The organism is Niallia sp. FSL W8-0635 (genome assembly GCF_038007965.1).
GTDB lineage: Bacteria > Bacillota > Bacilli > Bacillales > Cytobacillaceae > Niallia.
Window position 1 is genome coordinate 2,037,970 of record NZ_JBBOYD010000001.1, and the last position, 18,384, is coordinate 2,056,353.

Annotated in this window: 22 protein-coding genes and 1 pseudogene; 12 read left to right on the forward strand and 11 right to left on the reverse strand. The window is 35.1% G+C overall.

Annotation, left to right across the window (positions count from 1 at the left end; translation table 11 throughout):
• Positions 1-34 precede the first annotated feature (34 nt).
• The 9 genes from NYE52_RS09520 (at position 35) to cydC (ending at position 9,526) form a co-directional block, all read left to right on the forward strand.
• Positions 35-610, forward strand: a complete 576-nt coding sequence (locus NYE52_RS09520; protein WP_031534660.1) for a sulfurtransferase TusA family protein — start codon at positions 35-37, stop codon at positions 608-610.
• 109 nt (positions 611-719) lie between these two features.
• Positions 720-1,133, forward strand: coding sequence for a DsrE/DsrF/DrsH-like family protein (locus tag NYE52_RS09525; protein WP_341192845.1), 414 nt, complete (start codon positions 720-722; stop codon positions 1,131-1,133).
• Positions 1,100-2,227, forward strand: coding sequence for an MBL fold metallo-hydrolase (locus NYE52_RS09530; protein WP_341192846.1), 1,128 nt, complete (start codon positions 1,100-1,102; stop codon positions 2,225-2,227). Before NYE52_RS09525 ends, NYE52_RS09530 begins: the two co-directional genes overlap by 34 nt.
• Positions 2,228-2,253: 26 nt before the next feature.
• Entirely contained in the window at positions 2,254-2,481 is a 228-nt protein-coding gene (locus NYE52_RS09535) for a sulfurtransferase TusA family protein (RefSeq protein ID WP_341192847.1), read from the forward strand.
• A 53-nt stretch (positions 2,482-2,534) separates the two neighbouring features.
• Complete coding sequence (locus tag NYE52_RS09540) at positions 2,535-3,311, forward strand: sulfite exporter TauE/SafE family protein (RefSeq protein ID WP_031534666.1); 777 nt, start codon at positions 2,535-2,537, stop codon at positions 3,309-3,311.
• Positions 3,312-3,675: 364 nt separating this feature from the next.
• Positions 3,676-5,028 (forward strand): cytochrome ubiquinol oxidase subunit I, encoded by a 1,353-nt coding sequence (locus NYE52_RS09545; RefSeq protein WP_341192848.1) that lies wholly within the window; start codon positions 3,676-3,678, stop codon positions 5,026-5,028.
• Positions 5,025-6,038, forward strand: coding sequence for a cytochrome d ubiquinol oxidase subunit II (locus NYE52_RS09550; protein ID WP_341192849.1), 1,014 nt, complete (start codon positions 5,025-5,027; stop codon positions 6,036-6,038). The genes NYE52_RS09545 and NYE52_RS09550 overlap by 4 nt, the downstream gene beginning before the upstream one ends.
• 66 nt (positions 6,039-6,104) lie before the next feature.
• Positions 6,105-7,811, forward strand: a complete 1,707-nt coding sequence (cydD, locus tag NYE52_RS09555; RefSeq protein WP_341195149.1) for a thiol reductant ABC exporter subunit CydD — start codon at positions 6,105-6,107, stop codon at positions 7,809-7,811.
• Entirely contained in the window at positions 7,808-9,526 is a 1,719-nt protein-coding gene (gene cydC / locus NYE52_RS09560; RefSeq protein ID WP_341192850.1) for a thiol reductant ABC exporter subunit CydC, read from the forward strand. Before cydD ends, cydC begins: the two co-directional genes overlap by 4 nt.
• A 158-nt stretch (positions 9,527-9,684) precedes the next feature.
• Here cydC and NYE52_RS09565 read toward each other — a convergent pair whose 3' ends face one another.
• From NYE52_RS09565 to NYE52_RS09575, 3 genes are all read right to left on the reverse strand, one after another.
• Complete coding sequence (locus NYE52_RS09565; protein WP_341192851.1) at positions 9,685-10,068, reverse strand: VOC family protein; 384 nt, start codon at positions 10,066-10,068, stop codon at positions 9,685-9,687.
• 94 nt (positions 10,069-10,162) lie between these two features.
• On the reverse strand, positions 10,163-10,651 hold the full coding sequence (locus tag NYE52_RS09570) for a CBO0543 family protein (RefSeq protein WP_341192852.1): 489 nt from the start codon (positions 10,649-10,651) through the stop codon (positions 10,163-10,165).
• Between the two features lie 113 nt (positions 10,652-10,764).
• The gene (locus tag NYE52_RS09575) at positions 10,765-11,313 is read right to left on the reverse strand and encodes a GNAT family N-acetyltransferase (RefSeq protein ID WP_341192853.1); all 549 of its coding nucleotides are present in this window, start codon (positions 11,311-11,313) and stop codon (positions 10,765-10,767) included.
• 153 nt (positions 11,314-11,466) lie between these two features.
• Here NYE52_RS09575 and NYE52_RS09580 point away from each other — a divergent pair.
• Positions 11,467-12,175, forward strand: a pseudogene (locus NYE52_RS09580) (DNA alkylation repair protein).
• Between the two features lie 78 nt (positions 12,176-12,253).
• Here the strand turns inward: NYE52_RS09580 and NYE52_RS09585 are convergent.
• From NYE52_RS09585 to NYE52_RS09605, 5 genes are all read right to left on the reverse strand, one after another.
• Positions 12,254-12,733: a CBO0543 family protein gene (locus NYE52_RS09585; protein WP_341192854.1), complete on the reverse strand. Its 480-nt coding sequence runs from the start codon at positions 12,731-12,733 to the stop codon at positions 12,254-12,256.
• Complete coding sequence (locus NYE52_RS09590) at positions 12,730-13,224, reverse strand: CBO0543 family protein (protein ID WP_341192855.1); 495 nt, start codon at positions 13,222-13,224, stop codon at positions 12,730-12,732. Before NYE52_RS09590 ends, NYE52_RS09585 begins: the two co-directional genes overlap by 4 nt.
• 95 nt (positions 13,225-13,319) lie before the next feature.
• The gene (locus tag NYE52_RS09595; protein WP_341192856.1) at positions 13,320-13,802 is read right to left on the reverse strand and encodes a hypothetical protein; all 483 of its coding nucleotides are present in this window, start codon (positions 13,800-13,802) and stop codon (positions 13,320-13,322) included.
• Positions 13,803-14,269: 467 nt separating this feature from the next.
• Positions 14,270-14,896: an isochorismatase family cysteine hydrolase gene (locus NYE52_RS09600; protein ID WP_341192857.1), complete on the reverse strand. Its 627-nt coding sequence runs from the start codon at positions 14,894-14,896 to the stop codon at positions 14,270-14,272.
• 446 nt (positions 14,897-15,342) lie between these two features.
• A complete protein-coding gene (locus NYE52_RS09605; protein ID WP_341192858.1) occupies positions 15,343-16,200 on the reverse strand; it encodes a manganese catalase family protein in 858 nt (285 codons plus the stop codon).
• A gap of 149 nt (positions 16,201-16,349) precedes the next feature.
• On the opposite strand from NYE52_RS09605, the gene NYE52_RS09610 reads away from it, so the two are divergent.
• Positions 16,350-16,898 (forward strand): AAA family ATPase, encoded by a 549-nt coding sequence (locus NYE52_RS09610; RefSeq protein WP_341192859.1) that lies wholly within the window; start codon positions 16,350-16,352, stop codon positions 16,896-16,898.
• Positions 16,899-17,033: 135 nt separating this feature from the next.
• Here NYE52_RS09610 and NYE52_RS09615 read toward each other — a convergent pair whose 3' ends face one another.
• A complete protein-coding gene (locus NYE52_RS09615) occupies positions 17,034-17,396 on the reverse strand; it encodes a hypothetical protein (RefSeq protein WP_341192860.1) in 363 nt (120 codons plus the stop codon).
• Between the two features lie 16 nt (positions 17,397-17,412).
• Complete coding sequence (locus tag NYE52_RS09620) at positions 17,413-17,742, reverse strand: YolD-like family protein (RefSeq protein ID WP_341192861.1); 330 nt, start codon at positions 17,740-17,742, stop codon at positions 17,413-17,415.
• A gap of 255 nt (positions 17,743-17,997) precedes the next feature.
• Here NYE52_RS09620 and NYE52_RS24715 point away from each other — a divergent pair, with 255 nt between their 5' ends.
• Positions 17,998-18,102, forward strand: a complete 105-nt coding sequence (locus NYE52_RS24715) for a hypothetical protein (RefSeq protein WP_445669143.1) — start codon at positions 17,998-18,000, stop codon at positions 18,100-18,102.
• A gap of 19 nt (positions 18,103-18,121) precedes the next feature.
• On the opposite strand, the gene NYE52_RS09625 is transcribed toward NYE52_RS24715, so the two are convergent.
• Positions 18,122-18,364, reverse strand: coding sequence for a DUF2164 domain-containing protein (locus tag NYE52_RS09625; protein ID WP_186238109.1), 243 nt, complete (start codon positions 18,362-18,364; stop codon positions 18,122-18,124).
• Positions 18,365-18,384 lie beyond the last annotated feature (20 nt).

An 18,384-nucleotide genomic window follows, 5' to 3' on the forward strand; every position in this document is an offset into this window, starting at 1 on the left:
TACCCGATGGGGTAAAATGGGAGGCTTTAATAAGATGGAATCATTAAAAACAGATTTTTTATTAGATGCAAAAGGGTTAGCTTGCCCAATGCCAATCGTAAGAACAAAAAAAGCAATGAATGATTTACAAGCAGGTCAGGTCTTAGAAGTTCAAGCAACAGATAAGGGCTCAAAAGCTGATATTCAAGCATGGGCTAATAGTGCTGGTCATCATTATCTTGGCACAATTGAAGAAGACAATGTATTAAAACATTATTTAAGAAAATCATCTAATGATGCTTCAATTGAAAGAAAACATCCCAATGTAACTAGCAATGAAGCACTTGAAAAGAAGCTAGAAACGAATGAAAATATCGTGGTTCTTGATGTAAGGGAAGAAGCTGAATATGCATTTAATCATATACCTAATGCGGTTTCGATTCCGTTAGGAGAATTAGAATTGCGTTTAAACGAATTAAAAGCAGATGATGAAATCTATGTGGTATGTCGCACAGGTAACCGTAGTGATCTTGCTGCTCAAAAGTTAGCTGAAAAGGGTTTTGATAATGTGATTAATGTGGTTCCAGGCATGAGTGCTTGGACAGGAAAATCGGATTCTTTAATCAAATAGAGAGATTAATATGGACGAAGTAAAAGTATATACTATTTCACGTTGTCCATAGTGTGTTCTGTTAAAAAAATTTTGGCAGAACACATTGTTTCTTTCCTAGAGGTGAAAGTTGAAACAACAAACAGCAGCAACAGATAAAGAAGTAGCCATTTTCTTTACTTTTGAAGGGTTGAACTTAATTCATAAAAATGAATACAAACAATTACCAATGCCTCAAGGCAAAGAACATTTCGCGCAAGGGTTTGCTAATGCAAATGTACCAGCTATTCCCCGAATTAGTTGCAATGCCCAAGAAATGGGTGTTAAATTCATTGGTTGCCAAATGACAATGGATGTTATGGGATCAGAAAGAGGTGCTTTTGTTGATGGAACTGAAGTAGGAGGAGCAGTAACCTTTTTAGAATTTGATAAAGATGCGGACGCAACACTAACTTTTAAGAGGGTTTATTATTTTTTTAACCAAAAATATACCGTAGGGGGTAAATGGATATGGCTGTTAAAGTTATGCAGACAAAAGAAGTAACTAAAAAAGTATTTAATAAAGAAGAATTATTTATTCTAGATGTTCGTAACGAAAGTGATTTTAAGGATTGGAAAATTGAAGGGGAAAACTTTGATTATTTAAATATCCCGTATTTTGAATTACTTGATGGAGTGGAAGAAATTTTAGAAAAACTTCCAGCTACAAAAGAAATATTAGTTGTTTGTGCTAAAGAGGGTTCTTCTGTAATGGTGGCAGAGATGCTTTCAGAACAAGGTTTAACTGTTTCTTATTTGCAAGGTGGTATGAAGGCGTGGAGTGAACATTTAGAGCCTGTAAAGATTGGGAATTTAACGGAAGGTGGAGAATTACACCAATTTGTTCGCATCGGAAAAGGTTGTCTATCCTATATGGTGATTTCTAACGGAGAAGCTGCAATTATAGACGCCACTCGTATGACAGATATTTTTCTAAACTTTGCGAATGAAATGGGAGTAAAAATCACACATGTTTTTGATACTCATCTTCATGCAGATCATATTTCAGGAGGAAGAGTCATCGCTGAAAAAACAGGTGCAACATACTGGTTACCTCCAAAAGATGCGACTGAGGTAACTTTTGAATACAACGCTCTAGAAGGCGGCAAAGTAGTGACAATCGGAAAAACAGAAATTGATATTCATGCGCTGTACTCTCCAGGTCACACAATCGGTTCTACATCATTTGTTGTGGATGGGAAATTCCTTCTGTCAGGGGACATCTTATTTATTGATTCAATTGGAAGACCCGATTTAGCAGGAATGGCAGAAGACTGGGTAGCAGATTTACGTGAAAGCCTGTATTCTCGTTACAGAGAACTTTCAGAAGAACTAATTGTACTCCCAGCTCACTTTATGATCATTGATGAACTGAATGAAGACGGTAGTGTATCAGAAAGATTAGGTACATTGTTTGAGAAAAATCATGGTTTAAATATTGAAGACGAAAATGAGTTTAGAAGACTTGTAACAGAGAACCTTCCACCACAACCAAACGCTTATCAAGAAATTCGTGAAACAAATATGGGGAAAATTAGTCCAGACTTAGATAAACAACGTGAGATGGAAATAGGACCAAACCGTTGTGCAGTCCGATAATTTATAAATAGGAGGAAAATATGATAATGGAATCAACTAAAGTATTAGATGCAAAAGGGTTAGCTTGCCCAATGCCGATTGTAAAGACAAAAAAAACAATAGGAGAGATGGAATCAGGTCAGGTATTAGAAGTTCATACAACTGATAAAGGGGCTAAAAATGATTTAACTGCTTGGGCTAAATCAGGAGGGCATGAATTATTACAACACGAAGATGAAAACGGAGTGTTGAAATTTTGGATTAAAAAAGGTTGAACTATAAGGGGACCAATTAAGGTTCCTTTTTTTTCTAAAGAGGGGGGATCTATATGGATATTAATTTCATCATCACTATTTTCACAATTGGCTTTATCGGTTCCTTTCTTTCTGGAATGTTAGGAATAGGAGGAGCCATTATAAATTATCCAATGTTATTATATATTCCAGTAATTTTAGGGGTGGGTCATTTTACATCACATGAAGTTTCAGTAATTACAGCCATCCAAGTGTTCTTTGCGACACTTGGTGGTGTTTGGGCTTATCGTAGTGGCGGATATTTAAATAAAACATTAATTGTTAATATGGGAATTAGCGTTTTAATCGGGAGTTTTATTGGGGGCATGAGTTCCACTCACATGTCGGATAGTGGAATTAATATCGTATATGGCATTTTAGCTATTATTGCTGTTATTTTAATGTTTGTACCTAAAAAAGAGATCGATGCTAACCGTTTAGAACAAGTCAAGTTTAATAAATGGCTAGCTGCTTCATTTGCCTTTATCGTAGGTGTGGGGTCAGGTATTGTAGGTGCGGGAGGAGCATTCTTATTAGTTCCTATCATGCTTGTCCTATTAAAAATACCAACAAGAATGACCATTGCATCATCCTTAGCCATTACACTTATTTCATCAATAGGAACTGTCTCAGGAAAAATCTCAACAGGCCATGTACCGATATTGCCTTCTCTTATTTTGGTTGTTGCCAGTCTGATTGCTTCACCTATAGGAGCTAACGTTGGAAAAAAGGTCAATACAAGGGTCTTACAAGGAATAATGGGAATTTTAATTTTAGCAACAGCAGTGAAGACTTGGATGGAAATATTATAAGTATTTATTGATTAGCTAAAAGAAGTAGTTGACTAAACTATTATTGTTCTAATATCGTCAACATTAAGTTAAACGAATGGAAAAAAGTGGTATTATCAAAGTGTTATGTTTATATAAAATTCCAATGAGGTAATAAAAGTGATTTTTACTGAAAATAGTTTTTGATTTAATCAATAGAGGCTAGATAGGTACCTATTTCTATCTACCTTGTCCATACATAAGTTTTAAATAATGTGGGTAATCTAAAAGGGAATCTTTAGTAAAATGAGGATAGATTTATAAAAGTACAGCAATCCTATATCGATATAATATGGCATAATTATGCTCAATAATTCACTAATTTAAAATGAATAGGAGAGAAAATATGGATTTTGATACGGTCACGATTAGTAGATTGATTACAGCAATGACCCTGCTTTTTCATATAATCTTTGCAACACTTGGGGTAGGAGTACCATTGTTTATTTCAATAGCTGAATTAGTCGGTATTAGAAAACAAGACAAGCATTATGAATTGCTAGCGAAAAGATGGTCAAGAGGCTTTGTAATAACTGTTGCAATTGGAGTAGTGACTGGAACAGCCATTGCTCTACAGTTATCTTTAGTCTGGCCAAACTTTATGCAGCTTGCAGGGAATGTAATTGCATTGCCGTTATTTATGGAAGTTTTTGCGTTTTTCTTTGAAGCTATTTTCTTGGGGATTTATTTATATACTTGGGATCGGTTTAAAGGGAAGTATACACATTGGCTATTAACGCTACCGGTCGTTATCGGTGCGGGAATGTCTGCGGTCTTTATAACGACAGTAAATTCGTTTATGAACTCGCCTAATGGATTTACGATGGTGGATGGGGAATTTGTTGCTGTTAATCCATTAAAAGCAATGTTAAATCCATCATCTCCAACTAGAATTTTTCACGTATTGGGAGGTTCGTATTTAACTGTAGCCGCTATTTTAGCAACTATTGCCGCAATTGCGTTAATAAGGAACAAAGGTGCTTGTGAATATCATAAAAAAGCATTAAAAATGACGGTTATTGCTATGTTTATATTTTCGGTAATTACTGCATTAGCCGGTGATGTGTCAGCAAAATATTTAGCAAAACATCAGACTGAGAAACTAGCTGCCGCAGAATGGCTTTTTGAGTCAGAGGAGAATGCTGATCTTCTCCTTTTTGGATGGTTGAATAAGGATAATGAAATCGTTGGAGCGATTCGCGTACCAGGATTTCTAAGCTTTTTAGCACATGGTGACTTTATGAGCGAGGTAACTGGATTGGAAGCAACGAAAGAAGAGGAAAGACCCCCATTAATCATACACTATCTATTTGATTCAATGGTATCCATTGGTTTCTTCTTATTAGGTATTTCATTTATATATATTGTTTTAAGCAGACTTAAACGCTGGAATGTGCACAGTAAATTAATGCTTTGGCTACTTGCGATAAGTGGACCGCTTGCAATGTTAGCTGTAGAACTTGGATGGCTTTTTGCAGAATTAGGAAGGCAGCCTTGGATAGTAAGAGGATATATGACGGTTAATGAGGCAGCAACTTCTTCTCCTTATATCGTGCATATGTTTTTTCTATTTCTAGCATTGTATATAGTGCTCGGTACATTATTTACGATAACCTTGCGAAAATTATTTAAAGACAATCCAGTAGAAGTGGAGTTAGAGAAGCATTACCCTGAATGGAAAGAGGGGATTGAAAAATGAGCTATGAAGTAATTGGAATTACCGTTTTGTGGCTGTTTTTATACGGTTATCTCATTGTAGCATCGATTGATTTTGGAGCAGGTTTTTTTGCATACTATGCAAAGATTACGAAGCAAGATCATATCATTAATCAAATTATTTCACGCTATTTATCGCCTGTTTGGGAAGTTACGAATGTGTTTTTAGTTTTCTTTTTTGTGGGAATCGTCGGTTTTTTCCCGTCTACGGCATATTATTATGGATCCTCTTTACTTGTGCCTGCAAGTTTTGGGATTATCTTGCTAGCAATTCGAGGTTCCTTTTATGCTTTTGAAAATTATGGTTCAAAACAAAGTAATGTTTATATGTTTCTATATGGAGCTACAGGGCTATTCATCCCGGCATCGTTATCGGTCGCCTTAACGATTTCAGAAGGAGGATATATTTCTGAACTGAACGGTCAAGTTTCGTTAAAGTATTTAGAATTATTTACCAGTTCGTTAGCATGGAGTATTGTTGCGTTAGCTATTGTTTCTGTTTTATTTATTAGTGCAAGCTTTATCACCTATTATGCATCAAGAGCAAAAGATATAGCAGCACTTCAGTTAGTACGTAAATGGGCATTATTTTGGGCAACACCAACCATTATTATGGCGTTGACAACGATGATTGCTTTAAGTCAGAGAAACCAGGTCAACTATGAAAATATGTTGGATTTATGGTGGATATTTGGCTTATCAATGGGCTTTTTCATCATTGGGATTAGCCTATTATATATAGGCAGAAATTATGGTATTGCATTTATTGCTATTATGCTGCAGTTCCTCTTTGCCTTTTTCGGATACGGAATGGCTAAGTATCCCTATTTGCTCTATCCATACATCAATATTGAAGATAGTGTTACAAATACATCTATGGCAATGGCGCTTATAATTGCCTTTATTGGGGGACTTTTATTATTAATTCCTTCCCTAATCTTATTGATGCGCCTCTTTTTATTTGATGCAGATTATGCCAAAGGAAAAAAATGATGAATACGCTTAATTATAGATTAAAGGGCTGAATTGTTCGTGGGAAATTTAAAGAAAACGGTTTGGATGCATAAGAAGAAGGTTTATTTTTTAATGGGTCTCACATTGATCCTTGGCATCGCAATTATTGCACAGGCTTACGTGATGACAAGCATTGTCGATGGTGTTTTTCTAAAAAATCAAACATTTTCAGCAGTTATACCGTGGCTGATAGCGTTACTCTTCATTCTATTTGTAAGGTCCAGTATGGATTATATAAGTAAACGGATTGGTGTTTCGATTGCAAGCGATGTCAAGGGGAATACGCGTAAGAAGTTATTAAAAAAGTATGTTTCTAATTCTGTCCAACTAGCTGAAAAAGGTCAGACTGGAGAAAAAGTAAGTATGCTACTTGATGGTGTGGATGAGATGGATAGTTTTTATAGTCAGTTTATCCCTCAGGTTATGCAAAGTATATTTGTGCCGATTTTAATGCTTATTGTTATTTCCACACAGCATATGAATTCAGGCATTATTTTAATGGTCTCTGCCCCATTTATTCCTATTTATATGATAGTCATTGGTATCAAAACACAAAAAAAATCAGAGGAGAAGTTGGAGAAATTAGCTTCTTTTTCTGCTAAATTTTTAGAAACTTTACAAGGGTTAGTAACTATAAAGCTATTTGCACAAACAATTCGACAAAAAGAAGAATTAGAAAAAAGTAGCTTAAGCTTCCGCGATACTACGCTAGAAATATTGAAGATTGCATTTACACAATCTTTTGCCATTGAACTTATATCGATGTTGAGTATTGGGATAGTAGCACTAGAACTTGCTATTCAAATAATTATATATGAAAGTCTCTCCTTTTTTACTGCATTTTTGATTTTAATATTGGTTCCGGAATTTTATAGTTCATTAAAAGAACTTGGAGTAACGTTTCATAATGGTAGAAGCAGCATGGGAGCAGCTAAAAAAGTATTAGAAGTATTTGACGAAGAAGATGAACCTACTATATGGGGGGAACAAATTTTTCCAGAGTGGGAAGTGCCACCAACCATTCAGCTCAATCAAGTGAATTTCACTTACGCAAATACTAACTTTCAATTAGAATCTGTGACAGCTTCTTTTTTACCTAAGCAAAAAATTGCCATTGTTGGCGCTAGTGGAGCAGGAAAGACAACCTTACTTCATTTAATAGCAGGTATGATTACTCCTAAGAAGGGAGCGATTTACATTAATCAAGAAGAGCTCACAAAGTATACAGAATTCTCTTGGTTAGAGAAAATTTCTTATATATCGCAAAACCCTTATATTTTTTCAGGAACGATAGCTGAAAATATTGCGATGGGAACTACAGAAGAAGTTGGCATGGAAGCAATTAAAGCTGCAGCACAATTAGCAGGAATCGCTTTATTGATTGAATCATTAGAAAATGGGTTTGAAACTAGAATTGGTGAAGTTGGAAGGGGGCTTTCTAGCGGTGAAAAGCAAAGAGTATCCATTGCACGTGCTTTTCTAAAAAAACCTCATATTGTATTGTTGGATGAACCAACACGTGGGCTGGATTTAGCTACTGAAAAAATCTTACAACAATCAATCCAAAAATTAAATGAGACAGCAACGGTTATTACCGTTGCGCATCGTTTACATACGATAAAAAATGCTGACCAAATTCTTTTTTTAGAAAATGGAAAGCTACTAGCTGTTGGCACACACGAATCATTATTAAAAATTTCACCCGCATATAAGGAGTTAGTAATGATCCAAAAAAGGAGGAGTCAAAAGTGAGTGCACTGCAGAAAATAATGAAATTGATGTTAATGGAGAAAAAAGATATTAGCATTGCTGTCATTTGTGGATTTATTGCTGGAACTAGCAGTGTAGGGTTGTTTGCTGCAAGCGGTTATCTAATATCTAAGTCTGCATTAATTCCTCCTTTTTATACATTGATAATATTGACTTCGACAGTAAAGTTACTCGGTCTTGTTAAGGCAGGAGCGAAATATGGAGAGCGACTTTATTCTCATAGAGCGACATTTACGATTCTAAGTAATTTACGAGTAGCTTTTTTTGGAAAACTAACGCCACTTATTCCACAAATTTTTCACAAATATAGAAGCGGGGATCTACTTGCGCGTGTTGTCGGAGATGTAGAAAGCCTTCAAAATTTCTTTTTAAGGGTGTTTTATCCACCGCTTGTGCTCTTACTTGTTTTTGTTAGTACTATCTTATTTACTAGTTTTTATTCCATCGCCATTGCTTTGATTCTATTACTTGGATTTTTCCTAACGACGATTATCATTCCAGCACTATTTTCCTTAAAGCAAGTCAAAATTAAAGGGAAAGTTAGGCAGGATCGTGGTGACCTATCAACTTACATTACAGAGGTAATGTATGGATTTCGTGAATTAAAGCTGTTTCATCAATTACCAAGTAAACAACAACAGCTTTTGAGTCACTCTGAATCGTATATTAATCAACAAAAAGTAGAAAATTTAAATAAAGTGTTAAGTCAATCGTTTAATGGTTTTATAACGTTTGTTACAAGTTGGTTTGTCATAGGAGCTGGAGCCTATTTTGTTACTAATGGGATGCTTGAAGGGATATTTTTGGCAATGCTTGTCATGATTTCTTTAACTGTCTTTGAGCCTGCTGCACCGATGGCGGTTTTTCCTATCTATATGCAAGAAAGTAGAGATGCATCTACACGTTTATATGAAGTAGTAGAAAATCTGAGTTTCATAGAAGATAAGAGGGAGACTACTATTAATGAATTACCTAGCCTTGCACCATCATTAGCGTTTATAGACATTCAATTCACTTACATGGAAAATTGGCGTAAAACAATTCCAAACTTATCATTTATGATGCCAGCCGGGTCAAAGACGGCGATTGTTGGTGCGAGTGGCTCTGGAAAATCCACCTTGCTTCAGCTTATCTTAAAGCTACAACATGTAGATGCTGGAAAAATTTATTGGGGTGATTTTGACACATCGACAGTATCCAGCGAGGCGATTTGGGAACAAACTAGAGTTGTCTTACAGGAGAATTATTATTTTTATGGAACTATTCGTGATAATCTTCAATTAGCTGGATCACAGCTTAGTGACGAACAAATGGAAGCGGCATTAAAAAAGGCAAGGTTAGAACATTTTTCGCTAGAGCATCGCGTGTTAGAAAAAGGAGAAAATCTTTCAGGGGGAGAAAAACAACGTTTGGCCATTGCTAGAGCATTTTTGAAAAAAGGGCATTTATGGTTACTAGATGAGCCAACGTCATCACTTGATGCACAGACAGAACAAAATATTTATCAGGAAATTTTTGAGTGTGCTGAACAGGATACATTCATTTTAGTTAGCCATCGTTTACAGGAATTAGAGCATATGGATCAAATTATTGTAATGGATCAAGGGGGAATTGTCGAGTGCGGTTCTTATAGGGAGTTAATGAATAAACAAGAATATTTTTATAAAATGAAGGTAACAGAAGAAAGTTTGCTTTAAGTACGAAGCGGATTTAAGTCTTCCTTAGTTGTTATATATTTCAGGTTAATTCTAACTTGAGATATTAACAATTAGTATTAAAAAGGGATAAAATACAAGATATATAAGTAAAAATCAATGCAGCAAAGAATTGCTGTATTGATTTTAAGTTATATTCATTAGTTATTACATATCATTAATACATTTCCATCTAAGTCTTTAAAGTTAAAATAAGCGAAATCACTAATTCGCTCGATTTCCCTAACAATGGTAATACCTTTACTTTGGACAAATTCATACGCTTCATCAATATCTTGAACGGAAAAATTAAATAAAACGTGGTCAGAAGGTTTTAGTTGAAAATCTGGATCAAATGTGTGATCATCCAATGTAATCCCGGTTTCTGAAGGAACGGGAATGTTATAGACAGGTGATTCTACCTTATCCTTATTAAACGGGAGTCCAAGTAATTCGCTATACCATGCCGCTGCTTTTTTAAGATTACTTACATGAATAAACACATTATTTACTTTGCAATCGATGGGAGAAGAAATTGAATGCATAAACATTCCACCTTTATTTAGAATTTATTGAAAAGTTCTATAAAAAAGTAGAAATTCCTTTATAAGATAGAATGTTTATATTTGTAATTTATCATTATTCTCCCGATTGCTTAATAGCAGCTTTTCTAATTAATATCATCATAAATCTTACGAATAAAAAAGTTCCTGCGATCGAAAGAAAACTATGGAAAGATGTCCAAGTTTTTTTATAACGAATTAAGTTAGTATTTCTTTCAATCCAATGTTCTGCAAGTGTTGATGGGACGCTAAAAAATATGCACTTAACCAATATCCCAACCATACTTGAATTTTTAGTCACTTGATTGAAATAAATGCAAGTTACAGGAAAAAGAAGATAGCTAAATAAAACGCTAACATCAAATATTTTTAATGATTTTACTGGATAGGTTAGGTATCCCTTTTTTACTAAAAGATTATCTAAAATGGAGGCTATATAACTTTTTAGTAAGAAAATAATGAGCCAATCCTTTAATGGTGGCTTTCGAAGTAAGTTAAAAAAAGAAACAATTCCTAAAACAAATAAAATTCTTAAGAAGTTTTTTTCATACTTTCGTCTCTTCATACTTTTGTCTCCTTTGATTTTACGTTAGTTTAACCAAAGGAGACAAAGTTAATGTTGACTTTTAAATGGAAAAATGGTGATGATTCTTTGAATGAATCCCTATTTAGTATGCTTTAAAGAGGGAAATCTCCTTTAAGGATAGAGTACATGTATAAATCATCAAATTTTCCGCAAGTATATTCATAATGTCTTAATAAACCTTCTCTTAGAAAGCCATGTTTTTCGACTAACTTTTGTGAAGATGTATTTAATGGTTCAATTAACGATTCGATTCTTTCTAAGTCAAAATGCTGGAATCCATATGTAAGCACGGCTTTTAATGCTTCGCTAGCGATCCCTTTGCCCCAATAATTTCTGCTTAGTTCATATCCTATCTCGGCTTTATAATGCTTCTGCTGCATATTCAAAAAACCACAGCTGCCAATCACAGTATCTTCGTCTTTTAATGTAATGCACCATCTTATTCCAGTGCCTTTTTCCCAGATTGATTTGTACCAATCCATTTCTTCCATCACTTCTTCAGGAGACTTATATGGTTCTAGCCCCATATGCTGAACAACTTCTTGATCTGATAAGTAGGTAAACATATCCTTAGCATCTTCAAATCTTACGCCTCTTAAATACAAACGCTCTGTTTCAATAATTGGAAATGTACGCTTCATTGACAATACTCCTTTATAGTAAATACAATAGCTTTAGTACATACTTCAACATACAAATGGCTGATTCCTTCTATCAATGATTTTTATGATAACTCGTGATGGCAAGGGGGAAGCAGGCGGTCAGAATAAATATTACTAGGAGGAAAGGAAACTATGGACAAGGAAACAGTTATGCAAGAACTAGAAGCACTAGGGAAGGAAAGGACGAAAAAGCTTTATATGGGCAATGGTGCCAAGGAGCCTGTTTTTGGGGTGGCAACCGGCGCGATGAAGCCAATTGCTAGAAAAATTAAGAAAAATCAAGCGTTAGCAGAGGAGCTATACGCAACAGGCAACTATGATGCAATGTATTTTGCTGGTGTCATTTGTGATCCGGATATCATGACAGAGGAAGATTTTGAACGGTGGATAGATGCGGCCTATTTCTTTATGCTATCTGATTATGTGGTGGCTGTATCTTTAGCAGAAACGAAATTTGCCCAAGCTGTGGCCGATAAATGGATCGCAAGCGGAGAAGAGCTTCGAATGTCAGCAGGCTGGAGCTGTTATTGCTGGATTTTAGGAAATCGACAGGACTTTGAATTTAGTGAAAGCAAGCTTGCAAGTATGCTGGATCAAGTGAAAAATACGATTCATCAATCTCCAGATACCGTGAAATCTTGCTATGAATAATTTTATCTACACTATTGCGATTTCCTATGTGCCTCTTCATGAAAAAGCAGTAGAAACTGCTAAGGAGGTTGGGCTAGTCGAAATCAAGAAAGGCAAGAAAAAAAGTACGATGTCTAATGTGTCAGAAAAAATTCAAAAGGATTTAGATAGAGGAATACTTGGTTTTAAACGTAAATATGTAAGATGTTAAGCAGCAAATTTTCCAAGTTGTATAGCGAAATAAAGGCCAAATTCTCTTTTAGCAAAAAAAGGGGATTTGGCCATTTATTTAGCTGATTTTGTCATTCAAACCCTTTCTAAACCAGAACGCAAATGTTTTCACAAGATACAAAATAAATAGGTCGATACTGACAGCAAACCACCAATGCCAGTTTATATCATGAACAAGTTCACTATTTCTCTCCACTAAAAACATATAAAAATGCATTCCGTTGCTGAAAATAAGATAGTGAATGAATACTCTGATCCAACTTTTCTTTTCCGGATAAAAAAGCATGAAAAACACAGCGAAAGTCGGCAATACCAAATAATAGAGAGAAAAACTCATTTTGGTTGCATGCTCAAATTCTCGGTATGGAAAGCTTACTAAGCCCATATTAACTTGGATATATTGAAATATCCATGCTGTTGCATGGGCAAACAAAAAAATAATTTGAAAATACCTTTTTCTCTCTTTGGGAATAAAGGTAAGGAGCAAAAATACACAGATAATCCATGAAAGAAATAAAATAACTAGTTCCTTATTCATTTCGTTTCCGTTCCTTTTAGCCTCTTTTTAAACCAAATGTAATAAGTATGGTTAATAAATAAGGTAACCATAACAGATAGCAGGGTATAAGTTCCTTGCCAGCTTAGATAGTCCACAAGCTTGGTATAGCGCTCAATTATCACTTCCAGACAAGTGAAAAAGCCAGCAAAGAGAAAATAATAAAAAAAGGTCCCTGTTTTTTTGCTTTTTTTAGGAAAGTATAAACTAAACATAATGGCTGTAACGGGAAAAAGAAAAAATTCAAAGGTGAAGCTAGATCGATTAAATTCGTTTGCAAATGAGAAAAGCTGAATAGGATAATCAATCATATTCCATTCCACTGCAAGTAAGCCTGCTGGCCAAGTGATAATTTGCAAAGATAAAAATATCACCCAAGCTTCTCTAGCTCTATTTTTGGGAACAAGAAATAAAATGGCAAGGATGCTTATGGCAATAATTCCGATTAAAATCCATCTTTCCATATTCATCATACTAGCTTCACCTGCTCCAATAGATAATTAGTAATAGTATTACCTATAGGGAAAAATATATGTAAAAAAAGCCCAAATAATCTAGCTGTTAAACGTTATAACGAACTTTCTATTTTTTTGATACAACGAAAATACTTAATGACGATTAATAATAAAACCGGATTAAGTAAAGCAGAATACCACCATTTCCACCAACCATAATGGAAGTAGCCCCAAGGCTCTGGAAAAAGTGTAAAAAATTCATAGAGTAGAAATGCAATATTCCACAGCAGAATTGCCGTTATTTTATGTAAAAAAGATTTTTGGAAAGGAAAATAATTGAGAAAAATGATATTAACGGGAGGTACTAGAAAGATAGCATATAATAAAACATGCCATTCTATGTCAATCGTAAAATACCAATATGCATGTAGCTTAAAATCGATAATGATATCAAATAATAATTGGAACGCTATGGAAAAAATATAAATATGTAGTAGCTGATTCTTGTTCAAGTGCTTATTCAATCGGAAGGCAAAGAAGTTAAAAAGAAGGATGGAAATTAGTAATCCAATCACATTGATCATTACTCCTATCATTGCATAATTTTCCCTTTATTTTACCAGTAAACACCAAAAATAGAAATAGTAATTATTTACATTTGTTATTGTTTGGAAGAGTGTTGATTATTTAATGTTCTCTTGCGATTCTCCATCGGCATTCCTTATTGTTCTATTAAAGGATGTGGATTACTCGTTAAACGGCTATCGACTTGTCCATACAACAGGAATAAGAGTAGAAGCTACTGTTTCGAGTCCTTGTCATAACGATTCCATACATAATAAACACACCAGAATATAATGGGTAAAGATAATGGAATGAAATATTTTTCAGTTGGCAGAACACTAATAAGCAGGATGCAGGCTATTAAAAAAGGTGGCATTAAAATCCAATATTTTTTGTTATAGTTCAAATGAATCCCTCCGCACTCTTTATTGTTTATTTATATACGGGAGAGAAGAGGGAAAGGTTTCCTATTTTATTACCTTTTAAAAAGAAATACAAGCTAAAGCTGAGAGACAGCTTCTTTTGTTGACCAAGTCGCACTGCTAAAAGCGCGGAAATTTGTTACAGCCGCATAAAAGTCTTGTTCACTTATAGCTGCTGTTGCATCATAAACAACTGCTGTTTTAAAGCCATTTTCGACTATATCTCTCATATGGGACTCTACACATATATTGGATAGAACTCCAGCTAAAATCACTTGCTCTTTTCGATGCTGCCGTAATTGGTATAATAAATCATTGGACTGAGGACTAGCAATTTTGTGTGCCGTTGCTATCACTGTTTTGGGATTTAGGATATAGGGAGCGAGGGAAGGAACCCAATCTGCACCTGCTGTTGGTGGCGTATACGCATTTTGTTTTTGAAAAACCTTTAGCTTTAATAACATATTTTGTTCATTTCCTGTTAGTTGCCATCCGTAATCATGAGGTAAAATGTAATGAGGAGAAATAAATAATTGGTAGCCTTTGGTTAGTGCTGTACGCATCAGGAGTTCAAGGTTTTTTACCGTATCGTATTGTTCGATAACTTTTTTCGTTAAATGATATCCTCTCCCCCCAGGAGACAGAAAATCATTTTGTGGGTCTGTTATAACGATCGCGGTTGTTGCAGGAGTGGGCTGAAACATCTACATTCCTCCTAATAATCACTAAATTTTGTATTTCTCATTTGGAAAAAACACGAAGATTATTTGCGGAATAATCTCCAACAATAATGGAAGCATCAGCGTAACCTCTATCTGGTATCTATATTTCTTTGCAGAAAAAGATATGTTTTTTAGAGAAAAATCTAATTTGGTTCCTTGTATACTATGTATATTCAAAGGAAATTAGAAATAAAAAATGTTATTTTACTATCTCCAACTCTACATATAGTGCATAAGATAAAGAGGATGGACAACCAATATTTTTGCCAGCTAGGAACACAAAAGCTCTGCTCATTTCATCCTGAGTAGAGCGATTATTTCATACTATAGGAAAGCAAATTTTTTATACAATCACGTTTGATGGAATTCGTTAAAAGGAGAAAATGGGAGAGGCTTAAAAGCTTCTTCCCATTTTTTTATCTAAGTAATTAATTATTTAAATCAGCAAGTCCAGATGCATGCTCATTTGGCATATCTGGTAGCTCTGGAACCGGGTGTCCTTGCGGTGGTGGCACAACATTTAAGTCGCCATTATTTCTGCTTGGTGTTGTTCCTTGGAAGATTTCACCCATTCTTGTATTATCAAGGCGGAAATTAAATTGTGCGTTATGGAAGCCCATTTCCACATATTTTCGACATTCTGGATATTTATTAATATCATAGTTTGGAACAGGGAGGATTTTCCCCCAATCTACTCCTAATGTTTCTAATGCTTTAGCAAAGGCATTTTGATGGGCATTATCACGGACAATTAAAAAGGCAATGGTTTCCCTTAATGTCTTATTGCTGCTCATTTCATAGATTCTTGATTTTTGTAGAACCCCAGTTGATTCCAACACGACATTATTCAACAGATTTGCAACGAGATTACCGTGATCATACACCCATGAACCATTCCATGGATTACCACCTGCATCAACAGGAAGAGATGCCTTAGCACCAACGATATAATGATGAGGATTTGCACCAGCTTTTATTACATCATCTAAAGGAGCTCCGTCGCTGGCTAAATTACCTGGCATGCTTTCACCTGAGTCGTTTAGCAGCTGATTGATAGTAGTCTGAACGAGCTCGATATGGCTGAGCTCTTCCAAAAAAACGCCGCGAATTAAATCACGATATTGCTTTGCCTTTCCACGGAAGTTAGCACTTTGAAAAGAGAATTGCATCATTGTTCGCATTTCTCCAAATTGGCCACCTAACGCTTCTTGCAACACTTTTGCTGCATTAGGATCAGGCTTGTCAGGGACGATCATATTGATTAAATCTTCTCGATAAAAATACATGAATCCTCGAACTCCTTTTTTTAAAATCATACAACCCTTTTATCCTTCCAAAAGAGGAAGGAGATATACATGAAATAGATTTTTTGATGGGAAAAGGTAATTGTTTTTTGTAGAATAAAGGTAACTGCTATTTGGTGGAGGGGAAAAGGATGAAAAGATTAGTCATCATGACAGTTGGCATGACACATAGCGGAAAAACAGCATTTGCAAAAGCGTTAGAAAAAAAGCTTGAGAATGCGGTTGTTGTCGACCAAGATAATCATAGCGAATTTTTACAGACCTATTATGAAAAGCTGGTGCCAAAGGATGGGGCTAATCATATAAAGCATACACTGACAAAAATGATTGTTGATTATGCCATTCATCACTCGGATTGTCATCTTATTTTGTGCAATGCCAATCGTAATCAGGAAAGTCGCAAGGAATTGCTTTCCTACTATAAAGAACATAATTTTACTTCTATTCTTGTCCATTTTAATCTTCCGATAAGCTTATTAAAAGAGCGAATTGCTAAAAACAACCGAGATACACTTCGTTTAAGAACCGCTTCCTCTTATGATGAGGTGCTTGCTCGTCAGGATAAGCAAACAGGTATGGAGGCACTCAATCCAATACCAGGAGAAGCAGATTATTTATTCACGGTTAAGGAAGAAGGGGACGTGTCAGTTATTTTGGAAAAAATAAGCAAGCTTACATGACTCCAGCATTCTTTTTTCATGGAATAGTAAAAGCGTATGAATAAGGGATAAAGCAATGTTTTCCTACTCGTAGGATTGCATTGCTTTTTTCGTTTGGAGAGGGATTTTTTGTTGCGTGATAAAGCTTCATGCTGATTAACCAGCATTTTCCTTAAATAAATAGTAATATAATAGCTTTTCCGTATTTTCCTTTAATGCCGTATTAGAATAACGACGGACTTCGTGATAGTTGGCCACATAATAATGATATTCGGTAAAGCTTTTATCTGTAGTTCCCTTTACCAATTTCATTTTATTTTTATACATTTTCTCCTTGAATTCTTTTAAATCAGCTTGGACTTTTAACATTGTATTTTCAATAAGGTTTATATAGACTTGATTGAGTTTAAAGGGAGTTGTTTTTGCTTGCTGGTAATCTCTTTCTAGAACAGCTAGTAAGAGAGGTAGATAAATGAGATGCTCCAGTATTTTTGTTTCTTCCTTTGATCGTCTATTCATGATGGTTTCCTCTAAATTATCGGCGTTCCACATCGATTAGCATATGAAACGGAATGTAGTGAATGGTATTGTTTTCGTCCTCGATTCGAAGTTCTTTTTTTATGTAGTCAATAAAAACCGTTCTTCCAATCAGTGTTTCGGTAAAGCCTTGTTTAAATAATGAAAATTGCAGGAATAAATGGTATTCCATTCCCTCGTGAATGAGTAAATCGATATCATTTAGCTTTTCTTGATCTAATTCTGGTTTTTTTCCTTTCTTCTCATTTAATAGCTCCTCTTTCACAGCAGCAACATGTTCTGGCAGCATCATCGCCACCCATTTTTTTGTTCCACGGTCCTTAATCATGCAAAACACACTCCTTCTATATTTTATATAATAACAGAACATCTGTTCTTTTTAAAGGTTTTTAGAACGTTTGTTCGTTTATAATATATGCCAAATGAATAAATTTATGTAAGATAAAAAACATAATAAAACGAGCGAGTGGGGATGAATATCGATTTGTGTCTATACCAGTTGGGGGATTAAGTAGAAAACCAAAAATAGGTTTATCAAGCAATTGTTCATGAGTACGCAAAAGAGGGGTGGAGGCTTCATCGTATCCTAACTCCGCCTTTTGGAAATAGTGGAATGGAATTAACGATGGAATTAGTTTTTGAAAAAGAACAAAAAGAAGGGGAGAGCTTAATCTCACCCTTGGATTAAAGTAGAAGATAGAGGGCTTTTATTTAATCGGTCTTTCAAGTGTCAATAGCTCGTCTTCAAGAGAACTAGCTCTTTCTTCGACTATTTTTCTTGCATCCTTAACCCCGGCATTGTAAAAATGAGGAGCAAGGGATTCCTTCACAAAGTCTAACACTCTTTCGGCAGCGAATTCGGAGATGTCTTCTTCTCTTTCTTCGGAAAAGAAGTATTGAATGTCTGCAATCATGGCGTTTTGTTGTTCTTTTGTTAGTTTATAAAACATAAGAATCCCGTCCTTTTTGG